Below are 13,525 nucleotides of genomic sequence, written 5' to 3' on the forward strand. Positions count from 1 at the left end.
TCACCCCCTTTAGGGTTTTAGTCTCATTATAAAAAGCGCTACTGAACAAATTCTAAACAATTCCATATTTTTCATTTACATAATTCTAAATAAATCAATATTTTCCCAAATTTATTGATTTTTATGCAAAAATAAAAACAGTAAACAATCACCCAAGTTGAGTTTGTTTACTGTTCTTCTTATAAATATTGGTAAACACAAAAATAGATATACAAAATTTATACATTTTAAATATATTCTAGGATTTATTTTTCCCTTTTCCTTTTAACAACATTAAGATTTCTTTCTTTACCGTAGCATGTGTCAGATTATCCTCTAAAAAATCTAAAGGGAAATATATTTTATGATCTCGTTTCATACGACCAGAAATGGAATCGACGATAATCGATTCACGTGACAGCTCTCGTAACTCTCCGTTTTTCATTTCTAAAAAAATCGGAACTCGCACTTCTTCCTCACCTGGTCGATAAAAATCGTATGGTAAATCTGCTGTCGTATCGTGGACAAGATAATATTCTGGTTCTAACTCCGCTTGTTTGAAAAGCTTTTGTAGTTTTTGATATTTGTCTAGCTCTACCCCTGGATCTAAATCAATGTACTGGAATAGCTTACGATTCACAAAACGGCGACTTAAATCACTTAAGATAGCATCATCTTCTTGCATCCAAAGTTGAAAATATGTAAAAAGAATGCTTTCATCTAACGCAAGATAGTCCTCAAGCGTAATAGAATTGCGGAAAAATGCTTTAAAATGTGTAGGCTCATTCTTAAAATGATAGCCTTCTAAACTTAATTGCTTGGCTCGTTTTAAAATATTATTTAAAATAACCTCTGCACTACGAGAAACTGGATGAAAATAAATTTGCAGGTACATTTGATAGCGGCTCATAATATAATCTTCCACTGCATGCATGCCAGTTGCCTTAATCACCACTTGATTTTTTCGTGGGCGCATCACTCTTAAGATTCGCTCCATATCAAAATGGCCGTAGCTGACGCCAGTGAAATAGGCATCACGCTGTAGGTAATCCATACGGTCAGCGTCAATTTGACTGGATATCAGGCTGATGACTTGCTTATTTGGATAGGTTTTTTCAATGACTTGAGATACTTTCTCTGGGAAATCAGCAGCAACTTTCTTTAAGACTGCATTCACTTCTGTATTACCCAGTAAAATTTGTCTTGTATAAAATTCATGGTCTAGCTCAAAGACATTTTCAAATGCATGTGAAAATGGTCCATGTCCTAAATCATGTAATAGGGCTGCACAAAGCACAAGAAGTCGTTCATCTTCATCCCATTCAGGACGGCCAGCAAATATATCATCTACTATACGGCGTACAATCTCATAAACACCAAGTGAATGACTAAAGCGGCTATGCTCCGCCCCGTGAAATACCAAAAATGTTGTACCCAGCTGACGAATTCTACGTAATCGTTGAAATTCCCTCGTTCCCACTAAATCCCAAATCACCTGATCCCGTACATGCACATAGCGATGCACCGGGTCCTTAAATACTTTTTCCTCTTGTAATTTAGCTTTTGCATAATGTGTCATTTGTACAGCACCCCCGTTTCGTATTTGTTCTATTATATGCGATAAATATTGGACTAGCATACATATTTCTCTTACATTATAGAGACTATCAACCTAAATCATTGGATATTCACTAAAAATTAGATTTCTATTGACCTAATAAAAATGCTTATTTATATTTAATGGCTCTTTCAAGATTATAAATACCTAAACATCTTAAAGAAAACAAAAACTATCCTCAGCAAGTGAAGATAGCATGTTTGTTTTACTTATTTCTTTAATTTTGCCAATACCTTTTCCATAAGCTCTTCTTCCGTTAAGGCTGCAACAGGGCGGCTATTCACAAAGGTAAATGTTTTTTTACGTCCTGGGCCACAATAGGAATGACAGCCGATTTCGATGGTTGCATCAGGATCGATTTCCTTTAATTTTGGAATTAACGTTTTTAAGTTAACGGCCTGACATTCATCGCAAACTTTAAATTCGTTTGCCATTTTGTCAACAACCCTTTCTATATAGTATTTTTTCATTTAAAACATCACTTTTATTGAACGCATGACCTTCACATATTTAAGTATGCAGCATGCGTACAAACCTACATCGGGTATTGTATCGCACTTTTCACCTTGTATTCAAGCATAATTCCTTCCACATAGATGAATAAAAGGTTAAAAGATTGGTCATGCTAGTCTTAAATAAAGAAGTTCCAAATAAAGGTGGGAGGATTTTATATGAGTAAAGTAAGACAAGATGCTTGGTTACAAGAAAATGATGAATTATTAGCAGAGGCGGTTATTCGCCATGTAACAGAGGGTAGTACACAGCTAAATGCTTTTGAAGAAGCTGGTGATGCGTTAAATCGTACTGCTGCTGCCTGTGGTTTTCGTTGGAATGCTGTTGTTCGCAAGGAATATGAAGAACAATTAGCTGAAGCAAAAAAAGAAAGAAAAGAGAGAATGCGAGTGTTGGGTGCTCCTGCAAGACGACGTGCCTCTAGTATGTTTACAGTCAATAGCAGTGCCGCAGAGGGTAAATCCATCCCGTTATCTGCACTATCTCTTGATATTGTCATAGCCTACTTACTACGTTTACAGCATTCTGGTGAGCTAGGTAATGAGTCTACAAAATGGAGACAGCTAGTACACGTAACATCTGAGAAAAATAAAAAACTAGAAAAAACCATTACTCAGCTAGAAGAAGAGAATAGAGCAATTCGCAAAGATTACGAGCAATTTGTACAAATTATGAACCGTGCTAGACGACTTGTAACACTAGATGAAGAGGAAGAACGAATTGCACCTGTTTTCAAAATGGAGAAAAACGGAAATCTTGTTGTAAGTAGCTCTACTTATCAAGAAAATGGCGATGCGCTTAGTTAGCAGCATCGCTTTTTCCTTTGTTGCTTCTATTATTTAGGTGCGAGCATTTTCGTATTGCGCTCTACTATTCGTTGTAAATAGAATGCATATAACGGAAGTTCCTCATCATGAAAAGATTCAAATCGTATTTCTTCCGTCATACTATGAATAAGCTGCTGTAATCGGATGATTACTGCTTCCACAGTTAAAGTTGCATCAACAAGCTCTGACAGTGAAGCCATTACACTAGGGTCAATGCTAGGATACGTAAATTTTGTTTCCTCTCCCTGTAAACTTACCTCATAAAAATCTCGAATAAGCGCTGCTCGTTCGGAACCGCTTCCTTCAATACATAGATAAATTTGCACAGCTACTCCTTGACGTAAGCGCCTTTGTGAAATACCTGCAAATTTCTTCCCATCAATACTTAAATCATAGGAACCTGGGCAATAGGAACCTACAATTTCATAGGCTTCAATTCTATCTGCTACCTCAGGCAATAATCCTTTGATTAGGGCAACCATTACATCATAGCCATCATTGATACTTAATGCTTCTGTTTGTTCAGATAAAACCAGTGAAATATTTAATACTCCTGCATCTAGGACTACTGCTAAACCTCCCGAATTACGTACGATAGGGTGATAGGCATGTGTTTTGAGTAATTCCATTCCCTGTTGTACATAAGGTAATCGATGATCCTGAATACCAAGGATAACGGATGCATCATGTACCCATGTACGAATAGTTGGCGGAGAGGCTAATTGTCCCACTAACTGACATAAAGTATCATCCGTTGCAAAGGATTCAAGTGGTGATCTTTGTTTTGCACTAATGGATTGATCGTAAAAACGCCAAATTGGTTGTTGTAAAATACTATTCATGCTTAGAGCTCCTCTATTTACATCTCTTCTCTTAAGCATACATAATCTGTGGAAGGTGTCAAATTCGTGAAATACAATCATGAATTTAGGGATTTTGTACAAACTATGATAAACTAAATTTGAATGTTATTCACTTATAAAGGAGTGTTTTCAATAATGAATGAAGCAGCAATTACTTTAGATGGTTGGTATGCTTTACATGATTTCCGATCAATCGACTGGGCATCTTGGAAACTCGTTTCTTCTGAAGAACGTCAAGCAGCAGTAGAAGAATTCGTCACATATTTAGAAAAATTAAACGAAGCAGATATCGCTAAAACAGGTGCTCATGCCTTTTATGCAATCGTTGGTCAAAAAGCGGACTTTATGATTATGACATTGCGTGAAACAATGGATGAGCTACAAGAGCTTGAAGCTGATTTTAATAAATTAGCAATTGCTGATTTTACAATTCCTACATATTCTTATGTATCTGTTGTAGAGCTTTCCAACTATTTAGCTGGCGAATCAAACGAAGATCCATATCAAAATCCACATGTACGCGCACGCCTATATCCTGAGCTTCCACGCTCTAAATATGTATGCTTCTATCCAATGGATAAACGTCGTCAGGGCAATGATAACTGGTATATGCTTTCAATGGATGAGCGTAAATCATTAATGCGTTCTCACGGTATGATTGGTCGTGGCTATGCTGGTAAAGTAAAACAAATCATTACTGGTTCTGTCGGCTTCGACGATCATGAATGGGGCGTAACATTATTCGCAGATGACGTTTTACAATTTAAAAAATTAGTATACGAAATGCGCTTCGATGAAGTTTCTGCTCGTTATGGGGAGTTCGGTGCATTCTTCGTTGGTAACCTTCTTGATAACGAAAAACTAGTGAAATTCTTAACTGTTTAAATCCCAAAAATGCGAGCCCTAAAATGGACTCGCATTTTTTTAAAATTCATTTTCTTCACTTGCTTCTGATTCCAATATTAAAATAATGGTATGAATAAAAAAACCAGTTAGAATCATTAGGAAAACTAAATACCAATTATATGGTTGATGGTAGTATTCTGCTATACCTACAGCTATGAATGCACTTACGATAATTGCTATAAACATACCAAAAATACGCATTGTAACACTCCTTCATGAAAGCAAAAAATATTTTTCCATTTTAGTATGTCACTGTTTATTTTCAATATACTTGTCATACAAAAGTTTTTATCTATCAATAACAAAAATAAGAAAGTGTCACCTTTACTACGATGACACTTTCTTATTTTCCTATTACTTTGACCATCAGGAGCTTTCATCTTTCACCTTTAATATCAATATAATCGTATTGATAAAAAAACCAATAACGATGATTAAAATAAAAAGATACCAATGGAGTGGCTGTCCGTAAAATTCACCTAATAAAAACGCCAGCACAGCACTCAATAAAATACCAAACCAAACACCAATCTCCATTTCCCGTCACCTCACATGTATTCAATACACATGCAACTTTTTTCTTGATTCAGCACAAGACTCCCACCTCTATAGATGGTAAGATGATGCGATTTACTCCCTATTCAGTGGTGTACAAACCCTACTGAGTCAAGATATCCCCCTAATGGACGAGCGAGCTCGATAAAAATCCGGACGCAATTATGATGGGGCATAAATAATCTCATGTTCCCTATATATTAGCTATTCTCTCTTTACCCAATTTTATAAAAAAATATCTAAAATCTTAAATGATCTTACCCTATTTTTTACAGACTACTCGTTATGACTAATATATGCTTACTAACTTTAAAATGTGATGATCTTTATTATGAAAATAAACATGTCTACAATGCCTCCATGCATATACTGTCTGCGAGGAGGAATGTCAATCGCTGTTATAAAGACCAATGATGCTCAAACAGCAATGCTCGCAAGGCTTATGCGCGCTGAGGCAGAAGGTGAAGGAGAATTAGGGATGCTGATGGTTGGCAACGTAGGCGTCAATCGCGTACGAGGGGATTGCCTAGATTTTGGAGATATTCGAACAATTGAACAAATGGTTTATCAACGTCCAGGAGGGTTCGAGGCAACACAGAAGGGTTACTTTTATCAACGAGCACGTGAGCTAGATATTCGTTTAGCAAAACGAGTGATTCAAGGTGAACGGTTCCATCCTGCAACCCGCTCCCTCTGGTTTTTTAGACCTGAAGGAGCTTGTCCAGCACAATGGTATGGTCAATGGAACACAGGAAGATATAAATCGCATTGCTTTTTCTCACCAACTGAGGAAGACTGCCCACAAATCTAAAAGAAAGAAGGTTGATAATCGATGATGCCATATTATTGGACACCGACAACGCAACAAATGCCCCCACAAGTAACAATTCCAAGTAGCGGACGACCACCTGGACGGGAAGAGTCCTATATTGAAAATATTTTGCGTTTGAATCGTGGAAAACCAGCTACCTTCCATTTCTCTTTTGAGCATGCTATTGAGCAAGGAAAAAACACTAAAACTGTGCGAGGTGTAGTAGAAGCTGCTGGTCGAGATCATGTAATTATACGTGAACTTAAATCGAATCATCGCTTTCTCTTCCCTATGATTTACTTTGATTTTGCTGAATATGATGAAGAGATGTCCTATTTTAATCAGAATCCATAATTTATTGCTTATCTAGCTAGTAATCGGCTGTTGTTATTATTGATACTTACTAAAAATGGCATGGTAGGAAACGTCCTATCATGCCATTTGACTATTCATTTTTCTGTAAGTATTGTAAAGTTGCTTTTCCTAAAGTTTTGGCAGCAATTAGCATCGCACGTTCATCAAAATCAAAGCGTGCATGATGATGTGGATATGCTTTTTCCCACTCAGGCTTTTTAGCACCTGTGAAGAAAAATGTACCTGGTACTTTTTCTAGGTAATAGCCAAAATCTTCACCAATCATAAAGGGTGGACATGTTATGACATTTTCTACTTCTGGTACATCATTCGCAAGTTGTGCAATAAATGCTGTCTCCTCCACATGATTGTAAACAGGCGGATAACCTCTTGTATAGCGATAATCATAGCTTGCCCCAAAAGTCTGGCAAGTTGCCTTTAAGACAGACTCCAGTTCATCCTCCATCTGCTGACGTACCTGCTCATCAAATGTACGGACTGTTCCTGCAAGCACTACTCGGTCAGCAATCACATTGAAAGGATTTATTGCCTCAAAATGACCAAGCGTTAACACTGCTGATTTTAATGGATCTATTCGACGAGAAATAAGCTGTTGTGCATTTACAACAAATTGTGATCCCAGCACAACTGCATCAATCGAATGATGTGGTTCTGCCCCATGACCGCCTTTACCTTGAATCGTAATTTCCACTTTATCAGCAGCAGCCATAATCGCTCCACCTCTCACCAGCAGATCTCCTATTGGCGTGGGTGCCCATAAATGTGTACCGAAAATAACATCTACTCCATCCAGACAGCCATCCTCTATCATAGGCTTTGCTCCACCTGGGGCAATCTCTTCCGCATGCTGATGAATAAATACTACATCCCCTGCAATTTCTTCTTTAATCGCATTCAATGCCTTAGCAAGACCTAATAATGTTGCTGTATGGCCATCATGACCACAGGCATGCATTTTACCATCTATTTTTGACTTATATGGAACTTCATTTTCTTCTTGGATGGCTAATGCATCGAAATCAGCTCGTAACGCCACCGTCTTACCTGGCTTCCCACCACGTAATGTCGCAACCACACCACGTTCTCCTACCTGCTCACGAACGTCATGTCCTAATGCACGATGGAAGGCTGCTATATATGCTGGTGTTTCCACCTCTTCAAAGGATAATTCCGGATACTCATGTAAATGTCGACGAATGGCAACCATTTCATCAAAACTATGATCAAGTAATGTAAATAATTTATCCATAATATCACAAATCCTCACTTTCTCAAACTCGAACTCTTTTGGTAATAACAGTGTACTATAAATCCTTACGAAAACAATAGGAATTAAAACGAAGGTTGATAGAATAAATTTTTAGAGCTTTCAATAGTTGCTATAACTACTTTAAAGATAAAAACCCCCTCACAAATAATGCGAAGGAGTAGAGTGTTTAATTTTTTATTCTGCATAAGCTTGAAGTTGAATCACAGCTCAAATTTTTTATCGAGCATGTTTAAGAGCAGTTAAAATAATGAGCACCCATCCTGTTAAAAATAGTACACCGCCAATTGGGGTAATGGCACCTAATACTTTAATACCGCTGATGGCTAATATATATAAACTGCCTGAAAAGAAAACAATACCGAGGTTAAAGAAAATACCAGCAAAATTTAATTGCTTTACCTCTCCTAATAATTTTGAACTCATTAATAAGCCGATAACAAGCAAGCCTGTCGCATGAAACATTTGGTATTGTACAGCTGTCTCCCAAATACCACGACCATAATCATCTAAAACTTCCTTTAACGCATGTGCACCAAACGCACCAAATGCTACTGCTAAAAAGCCATGAAGTGCACCTGTCACGATAAATTTTTTCATGTTATTCTCCCTGCCTTTAATAATGGTTAAAAATCAAAAATTGAATCACCATTTGCTCCATCTTCTTCTTCAATTTTTGCTGTGTATAAGCTTGATGGCTTTTGCTCTGATACCAACATTTGTGGTATATGCTTAGACTGCGCTTTTGATATGCTGTCAGCTGAGTCTAATACCACATCACATAATGCTCGAATCGCAGTTAAGGCTTCTCGAATTTGTTGCTCATTTTCAGCATTCTTCACACCTAATAATTGCTTTTCAAGTTGTTGAATAATGGCTTGATAAGGAATCATTACATTCTCCCACTTTCTGCTTTCGGTACAAATTTTAGACAGTCCATACCAGAGGATTGTTTTACGACAACGGATGGTATTTGCTTTGTTTTAAAGCCATATGCTGCACAGGCACGTGGCGTTTGTGGGTCCCACGTTACTTTAAAATGTTGACATTTGAAACAATTAACCTTCATCGTTGCCCCTCACTTTCTTCTATAAGTAACTGTATCACGAATCTAATAGTGTATCAATTTCGCCTTGGCGTAATTGCGTCCGGATTTTGAATTGTGCCTAGGCCTGCACGATGCAGGTCAGTTAGCCGTTTTCGCAGGATGCAAAGGTTTTAGGCTAACATCCACTTATTCATTCCTTTGAAAATCCGTGACATCCGCCGGAGGCTTATCTTCATTCAGGTTTGGACACCCACATGAAAAGGAACCAAAACGACATTCATTTCACCACTTGAAGAGGTGGGAGTCTGCTGAATGAAGATAAACGATTTGTGCCAATCTATGCTAGACACCAATCAATAGGTTGCTCTCCCCATTCTAGTAGCTGTGCATTAATCTTAGAATATGGTTTACTACCAAAAAAACCTCTATAGGCACTAAGTGGACTTGGATGAGGAGCCTCTAAAATGACATGGGGTGTTGAATATTTACGAATTAATGGTTTTTTTCGTTGTGCCGGCTTGCCCCACAACACAAAAATAATAGGCTCTGTTCTTATTGCTAATTTATCAATCACAGCATCCGTAAATTGCTCCCATCCTTGTTCTTTATGGGAGTTTGCTTGACCTGCCTGAACAGTTAAAACTGTGTTCAATAACATGACACCCTGCTGCGCCCATTTCGTTAATGTACCATGCTGAGGAATCGGACAACCCACATCATCCTGTAATTCTTGAAGCATATTACGTAGACTCGGTGGGTGTGGAATTCCTGGCTTTACTGAGAAACTCAATCCATGTGCTTGATTCGGACCATGATAGGGATCTTGACCTAATATAACAACCTTCACATCTTGATAAGGTGTTGTATTAAAGGCATTCATAACATCATTCATAGGTGGATAAATGGTTTGTGTTGAATATTCATGTGCTACAAATTGTCGTAACTTTTTATAGTATGCTTTTTCCATTTCTTCTGCTAGTATTGCTTGCCAATCATTCGGGAATACTTGTTTCATCTTTTATAAGCCCCTTTCTCTTCCTTCAACGGTACAAAAAAATAATGTTGAATTCAAGTATCAGTTCTAACTGACCTTGTAAAAATATAGCATTCTGGCTATTTTTATAGAATCAGAATCGGACTATACTAGATGATAATTTTAAAACTTTCATCTATAAAGGAGATCTTTCACATGACTCTTAAAAAAACTTTAACCATTGCTGGTTCAGATACTTCAGGCGGCGCAGGGATGCAAGCCGATTTAAAAACATTTCAGGAACACGGAACATATGGCATGGTGGCATTAACGGTAATTGTAACGATGGATCCAAATGGTTGGACACATAACGTGACACCATTGCCAACAGAGCTTCTGCAAAAACAAATTGATACGGCTCTATCAACAGGCATTGATGCTATTAAAACAGGGATGCTTTCAACTGAGGAAATTATTCGTATTGCTGGAGATGCTATCGCAAAATCGGGTACATCCAATGTTGTCATTGATCCTGTAATGGTCTGTAAAGGCGAGGATGAAGTATTAAACCCTGGCAACACAGACGCCATGATCCAATATCTATTGCCACTAGCTGCAGTCATAACACCTAACCTATTTGAGGCTGGACAATTAGCTGGGACAGGTACACCAAAAACGATAGAGGAAATGAAAGCAGCAGCCCGTAAAATTCATAAGCTGGGTGCTAAGGCTGTTGTCATTAAAGGCGGAAAAGCGTTAGCCACAGAAAAAGCAACGGATTTATTCTTTGACGGTAAGAAGTTCTATTTATTAGAATCTGAAAAAGTGGCTTCAACTTATAATCATGGTGCAGGCTGTACATTTGCGGCCTCGGTAACCGCAAACCTTGCAAATGGTCTTTCAGTAAAAGAAGCAGTTATAGAGGCAAAAGAGTTTGTATCTGCTGCAATTGCTCATGGCTGGGCTTTAAATGACTACGTTGGGCCAGTGATGCATGGTGCAAAATCACGTTTTGGTGCACCTGAAGTAACAGTGACGGAACTATAATGAAAAGGCATCTGATTAGCTAAAAGCTTACTAATCGGATGCCTATTTTTCACATGTAATAGTTTTCCATCATTTCGAGCCGATAATCCCATGGATCATTCATTGAAATAAACTGAGCCAATGCCTTACTTTCTTTTTTCCGCTCTGCACGTGCCTTTGCTCGTTCTGCGGCTGTTTCGTGTAGCTTTGTCTCCTCCACTGTTTCAGGAATTACGCGAGGCACTGGTGCGGGCTTATTATTATCATCTAAAGCTACAAATGTTAATAATGCCGTTGCTGCAACCTTCCGCTCCCCCGTTTTTAAATTTTCGGAAATGACCTTTACGAATACCTCCATGGAAGACGTTCCTGTCCATGTTACATAGGATTCAAAATAAACAGAATCCGTTGGGCGAATTGGATGAAGGAAGTCAACTGAATCCGTTGAGGCTGTTACGCAATCCCTACGACTATGCTTTGCAGCAGATATGGAGGCTACCTGGTCAATATCACTCATTAATCGACCACCAAATAGTGTATTATGATTGTTGACATCGTTTGGAAACACTCGACTTGTACGCATAACTCTGGATTCTTTACAATATTTAAAGCCCTTATTCACAACAATTCCCCCTCAAAACATAGGTTTATTTCTACTATAATGCTCTATTCTTCTAGAAAAATCAATAAAATTATTAGAAAATTACAAATACTTAATGAGGAATTTCAGCTTCCAATGGGAAAAGTAATGGACAAGTTACGCTACCGCTTTCTCCACCATATATTAGCTGTATATGGGAGGGAGATAAATGAAAAAGCATAAATATGAAGGAACGAATGAAGAATCTGGTTTATTAGCTGGAGAAATAACCTCCTCTAAAGTTGAAGTAATTGCTTCCATTGTTTTAACACTCGGTTATTCATTATCAACCCTCGCCACAATATTAGCATTGCAGGAGGAAGAGGAATTAGCTCAAGAAAAAACATCAGAGGCACAGGATCAAAATATACAGTTTAGACAAATGTATAAACAATTACAGAATGTTAATAATCGCTTAGATTCCATCGAACGAAAGCTCAACAGGTATTAAAGATACATATTTCCAATCCTTCAGCCACTTTTAAAAAGCCGCGGTTCTCTGTTATGAGAGAATCGCGGCTTTTTACTATACTATGATAATTAGCTTTCAGTCTTCTTTCCTTCTTGATCTACATAACTCGTCCACGTTGAAGGAGTGTCATCTATTGTACCAAGATAGAATCTGTGTGATATTTCCTAGTTTAATTTTTCCTTCAACATTCACGTTTATCTATACTCTGTATCAGAAAGAAGCCATGGCTGCAATATCTTATTAGTTGTGAAATCGTTTACTATACAAAACGACACATTTTGTACAAAATTGCTTCCACACTCTTATATTGATACATTACTATAATTTTTTCAAGAATATTGCTTATGGGTGTGTCATAAATTAATAGATGTCGATTTATTTTATACGACTGATTAATTTATCATCTAAAGGGCATTCAATTTCCCTTTGTGAATTTTTTTTACTATACTTAAATTAGAAATAATCGAGAGGAGTGTTAAGATGCAAGAAGTACATGTAGAGACGTTGCAGGAATTATTGAATTCTTTCGCCAACAAAGACGTTTATATTCATCTTGAGACAACGAACGGTTCTTATGCAGCACACTTTGATGAAAAATTTTTTAATGCAGGCGCCTTTATTCGCAATGCAAAGATTAATTATGAATTAGCAAAGGTAGTAGATGATTCACCACATCGTGTCGGTTTAAAAATGGCACATGGCTGGGTTTATGCTCAAGGCATCACACATTATGAATTAGATGATTTAGGCCGTTTATTAATGGCTGGACTAGACTACTCTGGAAAATTGGCGATTGCGCTTGAAATTAGTGAAACGCCATTTACTTATTAAGGGGGACGACTATTTGAATTTACAACCACAACGTCATATTTTAATTGTTTACCCTCACCCAGATGATGAGGCTTTTTCAGTTGCTGGGACAATCGCCTACTATACTAAGAAGATGAATACACCTGTTACATATGCATGCTTAACATTAGGTGAAATGGGGCGTAATTTAGGAAATCCACCTTTTGCTACACGTGAATCCTTACCTGAAATTCGCCGCAAGGAGCTTATTGCTGCTGCAGAGGCTATGGGTATACAGGATTTACGTATGCTTGGTTTACGTGACAAAACAATTGAATTTGAAGACGATGAAAAAATGGTAAAGCTGGTGGAAGGTTTAATCGAAGAGTTAAAGCCTTCTCTTATTATTACTTTCCTGCCTGGCTTTGCTGTGCATCCAGATCATGAGGCCACTGCTCGTGCAGTAGTCGAGGCTGTTCGCCGCATGCCTAAAGCTGAGCGTCCACAAGTATTTGGCTGTGCCTTTGCAAATGATACTATTGAGAAAAATGGTGAGCCTCATGTTGTCTATGATATTCGTGAGATGAAGATGGACAAAGTGAAAGCTTTACAGGCCCATGCCTCTCAAACAGCTTGGATGATGAAGGAAACGGAAAAGCGCATTGATGACGGGGAGCCAATGAGTGAAAGCTGGCTGAATGTCGAAAAGTTCTACATTATAAACCCTGATCATTATGTGAAGTAATTAAACAAAGGTTCTGTTCTCTTTTATGAGGAACAGAACCTTTCATGTTGTTGAAATACTATTATGTCAATGAAATCAAGGTGACAAATTAAAAAGTATAGCCCTTTTTCAAAACGAG

Annotated in this window: 19 protein-coding genes; 8 read left to right on the plus strand and 11 right to left on the minus strand. The window is 37.7% G+C overall.

The annotated features are described in order from the left end of the window. Nucleotides 1-238 precede the first annotated feature (238 nt). On the minus strand, nt 239-1,558 hold the full coding sequence (locus AC1RNS_RS11685) for an HD domain-containing protein (RefSeq protein WP_492992819.1): 1,320 nt from the start codon (nt 1,556-1,558) through the stop codon (nt 239-241). Between the two features lie 248 nt (nt 1,559-1,806). Further along, the gene (locus AC1RNS_RS11690; RefSeq protein ID WP_049667962.1) at nt 1,807-2,031 is read right to left on the minus strand and encodes a YuzB family protein; all 225 of its coding nucleotides are present in this window, start codon (nt 2,029-2,031) and stop codon (nt 1,807-1,809) included. 237 nt (nt 2,032-2,268) lie between these two features. Between AC1RNS_RS11690 and AC1RNS_RS11695 the strand changes: the two genes are divergently transcribed. After that, nucleotides 2,269-2,916, plus strand: a complete 648-nt coding sequence (locus AC1RNS_RS11695) for an RsfA family transcriptional regulator (protein WP_492992791.1) — start codon at nt 2,269-2,271, stop codon at nt 2,914-2,916. A 29-nt stretch (nt 2,917-2,945) separates the two neighbouring features. Here the strand turns inward: AC1RNS_RS11695 and lipL are convergent, their stop codons facing one another. Continuing rightward, a complete protein-coding gene (lipL, locus tag AC1RNS_RS11700; protein WP_492992792.1) occupies nt 2,946-3,779 on the minus strand; it encodes an octanoyl-[GcvH]:protein N-octanoyltransferase in 834 nt (277 codons plus the stop codon). A gap of 156 nt (nt 3,780-3,935) precedes the next feature. Between lipL and hemQ the strand changes: the two genes are divergently transcribed. Further along, nucleotides 3,936-4,685, plus strand: coding sequence for a hydrogen peroxide-dependent heme synthase (hemQ, locus tag AC1RNS_RS11705; protein WP_492992794.1), 750 nt, complete (start codon nt 3,936-3,938; stop codon nt 4,683-4,685). Between the two features lie 39 nt (nt 4,686-4,724). Here hemQ and AC1RNS_RS11710 read toward each other — a convergent pair whose 3' ends face one another. Both AC1RNS_RS11710 and AC1RNS_RS11715 read right to left on the minus strand, forming a co-directional pair. Then, nucleotides 4,725-4,907: a hypothetical protein gene (locus tag AC1RNS_RS11710; RefSeq protein ID WP_492992796.1), complete on the minus strand. Its 183-nt coding sequence runs from the start codon at nt 4,905-4,907 to the stop codon at nt 4,725-4,727. A 165-nt stretch (nt 4,908-5,072) separates the two neighbouring features. Next, nucleotides 5,073-5,243 (minus strand): hypothetical protein, encoded by a 171-nt coding sequence (locus AC1RNS_RS11715; protein WP_492992797.1) that lies wholly within the window; start codon nt 5,241-5,243, stop codon nt 5,073-5,075. 403 nt (nt 5,244-5,646) lie between these two features. On the opposite strand from AC1RNS_RS11715, the gene AC1RNS_RS11720 reads away from it, so the two are divergent. Together AC1RNS_RS11720 and gerQ are read left to right on the plus strand one after the other, a co-directional pair. After that, entirely contained in the window at nt 5,647-6,072 is a 426-nt protein-coding gene (locus tag AC1RNS_RS11720) for a cell wall hydrolase (RefSeq protein WP_492992799.1), read from the plus strand. A gap of 21 nt (nt 6,073-6,093) precedes the next feature. Beyond that, nucleotides 6,094-6,426, plus strand: a complete 333-nt coding sequence (gene gerQ / locus AC1RNS_RS11725; RefSeq protein ID WP_427548479.1) for a spore coat protein GerQ — start codon at nt 6,094-6,096, stop codon at nt 6,424-6,426. Between the two features lie 91 nt (nt 6,427-6,517). Here gerQ and AC1RNS_RS11730 read toward each other — a convergent pair whose 3' ends face one another. The 5 genes from AC1RNS_RS11730 to AC1RNS_RS11750 form a co-directional block, all read right to left on the minus strand. Next, on the minus strand, nt 6,518-7,696 hold the full coding sequence (locus tag AC1RNS_RS11730) for a M20 family metallopeptidase (RefSeq protein ID WP_492992801.1): 1,179 nt from the start codon (nt 7,694-7,696) through the stop codon (nt 6,518-6,520). A 237-nt stretch (nt 7,697-7,933) separates the two neighbouring features. Next, the gene (locus AC1RNS_RS11735; protein WP_492992802.1) at nt 7,934-8,314 is read right to left on the minus strand and encodes a DUF423 domain-containing protein; all 381 of its coding nucleotides are present in this window, start codon (nt 8,312-8,314) and stop codon (nt 7,934-7,936) included. A gap of 26 nt (nt 8,315-8,340) precedes the next feature. After that, on the minus strand, nt 8,341-8,607 hold the full coding sequence (locus AC1RNS_RS11740) for a YwdI family protein (RefSeq protein ID WP_492992804.1): 267 nt from the start codon (nt 8,605-8,607) through the stop codon (nt 8,341-8,343). Then, complete coding sequence (locus AC1RNS_RS11745) at nt 8,607-8,783, minus strand: uracil-DNA glycosylase (protein WP_492992805.1); 177 nt, start codon at nt 8,781-8,783, stop codon at nt 8,607-8,609. The genes AC1RNS_RS11740 and AC1RNS_RS11745 overlap by 1 nt, the downstream gene beginning before the upstream one ends. Nucleotides 8,784-9,099: 316 nt before the next feature. Beyond that, nucleotides 9,100-9,777, minus strand: a complete 678-nt coding sequence (locus tag AC1RNS_RS11750; RefSeq protein WP_492992807.1) for a uracil-DNA glycosylase — start codon at nt 9,775-9,777, stop codon at nt 9,100-9,102. 174 nt (nt 9,778-9,951) lie between these two features. Here AC1RNS_RS11750 and thiD point away from each other — a divergent pair, with 174 nt between their 5' ends. Then, nucleotides 9,952-10,782, plus strand: coding sequence for a bifunctional hydroxymethylpyrimidine kinase/phosphomethylpyrimidine kinase (thiD, locus tag AC1RNS_RS11755; RefSeq protein ID WP_492992809.1), 831 nt, complete (start codon nt 9,952-9,954; stop codon nt 10,780-10,782). A gap of 49 nt (nt 10,783-10,831) precedes the next feature. Here thiD and AC1RNS_RS11760 read toward each other — a convergent pair whose 3' ends face one another. Continuing rightward, nucleotides 10,832-11,383 (minus strand): acyl-CoA thioesterase, encoded by a 552-nt coding sequence (locus tag AC1RNS_RS11760; RefSeq protein WP_492992810.1) that lies wholly within the window; start codon nt 11,381-11,383, stop codon nt 10,832-10,834. 187 nt (nt 11,384-11,570) lie between these two features. On the opposite strand from AC1RNS_RS11760, the gene AC1RNS_RS11765 reads away from it, so the two are divergent. The 3 genes from AC1RNS_RS11765 to bshB2 all read left to right on the plus strand — a co-directional run bounded on the left by AC1RNS_RS11765 (nt 11,571) and on the right by bshB2 (nt 13,407). Then, a complete protein-coding gene (locus tag AC1RNS_RS11765; protein WP_492992812.1) occupies nt 11,571-11,852 on the plus strand; it encodes a hypothetical protein in 282 nt (93 codons plus the stop codon). Between the two features lie 501 nt (nt 11,853-12,353). Next, complete coding sequence (locus AC1RNS_RS11770; protein ID WP_492992814.1) at nt 12,354-12,704, plus strand: YojF family protein; 351 nt, start codon at nt 12,354-12,356, stop codon at nt 12,702-12,704. Nucleotides 12,705-12,717: 13 nt separating this feature from the next. Beyond that, nucleotides 12,718-13,407 (plus strand): bacillithiol biosynthesis deacetylase BshB2, encoded by a 690-nt coding sequence (bshB2, locus tag AC1RNS_RS11775; RefSeq protein WP_492992815.1) that lies wholly within the window; start codon nt 12,718-12,720, stop codon nt 13,405-13,407. The last annotated feature ends 118 nt before the right edge of the window (nt 13,408-13,525 follow it).

It is taken from the genome of Lysinibacillus sp. GW821-FHT14F06 (assembly GCF_058803665.1).

Coding starts and splice junctions, on each gene's coding strand:
- AC1RNS_RS11685 (WP_492992819.1), bottom strand. CDS start 1,558: ATGACACATTATGCAAAAGCTAAATTACAAGAGGAAAAAGTATTTAAG.
- AC1RNS_RS11690 (WP_049667962.1), bottom strand. CDS start 2,031: ATGGCAAACGAATTTAAAGTTTGCGATGAATGTCAGGCCGTTAACTTA.
- AC1RNS_RS11695 (WP_492992791.1), top strand. CDS start 2,269: ATGAGTAAAGTAAGACAAGATGCTTGGTTACAAGAAAATGATGAATTA.
- lipL (WP_492992792.1), bottom strand. CDS start 3,779: ATGAATAGTATTTTACAACAACCAATTTGGCGTTTTTACGATCAATCC.
- hemQ (WP_492992794.1), top strand. CDS start 3,936: ATGAATGAAGCAGCAATTACTTTAGATGGTTGGTATGCTTTACATGAT.
- AC1RNS_RS11710 (WP_492992796.1), bottom strand. CDS start 4,907: ATGCGTATTTTTGGTATGTTTATAGCAATTATCGTAAGTGCATTCATA.
- AC1RNS_RS11715 (WP_492992797.1), bottom strand. CDS start 5,243: ATGGAGATTGGTGTTTGGTTTGGTATTTTATTGAGTGCTGTGCTGGCG.
- AC1RNS_RS11720 (WP_492992799.1), top strand. CDS start 5,647: ATGTCAATCGCTGTTATAAAGACCAATGATGCTCAAACAGCAATGCTC.
- gerQ (WP_427548479.1), top strand. CDS start 6,094: ATGATGCCATATTATTGGACACCGACAACGCAACAAATGCCCCCACAA.
- AC1RNS_RS11730 (WP_492992801.1), bottom strand. CDS start 7,696: ATGGATAAATTATTTACATTACTTGATCATAGTTTTGATGAAATGGTT.
- AC1RNS_RS11735 (WP_492992802.1), bottom strand. CDS start 8,314: ATGAAAAAATTTATCGTGACAGGTGCACTTCATGGCTTTTTAGCAGTA.
- AC1RNS_RS11740 (WP_492992804.1), bottom strand. CDS start 8,607: ATGATTCCTTATCAAGCCATTATTCAACAACTTGAAAAGCAATTATTA.
- AC1RNS_RS11745 (WP_492992805.1), bottom strand. CDS start 8,783: ATGAAGGTTAATTGTTTCAAATGTCAACATTTTAAAGTAACGTGGGAC.
- AC1RNS_RS11750 (WP_492992807.1), bottom strand. CDS start 9,777: ATGAAACAAGTATTCCCGAATGATTGGCAAGCAATACTAGCAGAAGAA.
- thiD (WP_492992809.1), top strand. CDS start 9,952: ATGACTCTTAAAAAAACTTTAACCATTGCTGGTTCAGATACTTCAGGC.
- AC1RNS_RS11765 (WP_492992812.1), top strand. CDS start 11,571: ATGAAAAAGCATAAATATGAAGGAACGAATGAAGAATCTGGTTTATTA.
- AC1RNS_RS11770 (WP_492992814.1), top strand. CDS start 12,354: ATGCAAGAAGTACATGTAGAGACGTTGCAGGAATTATTGAATTCTTTC.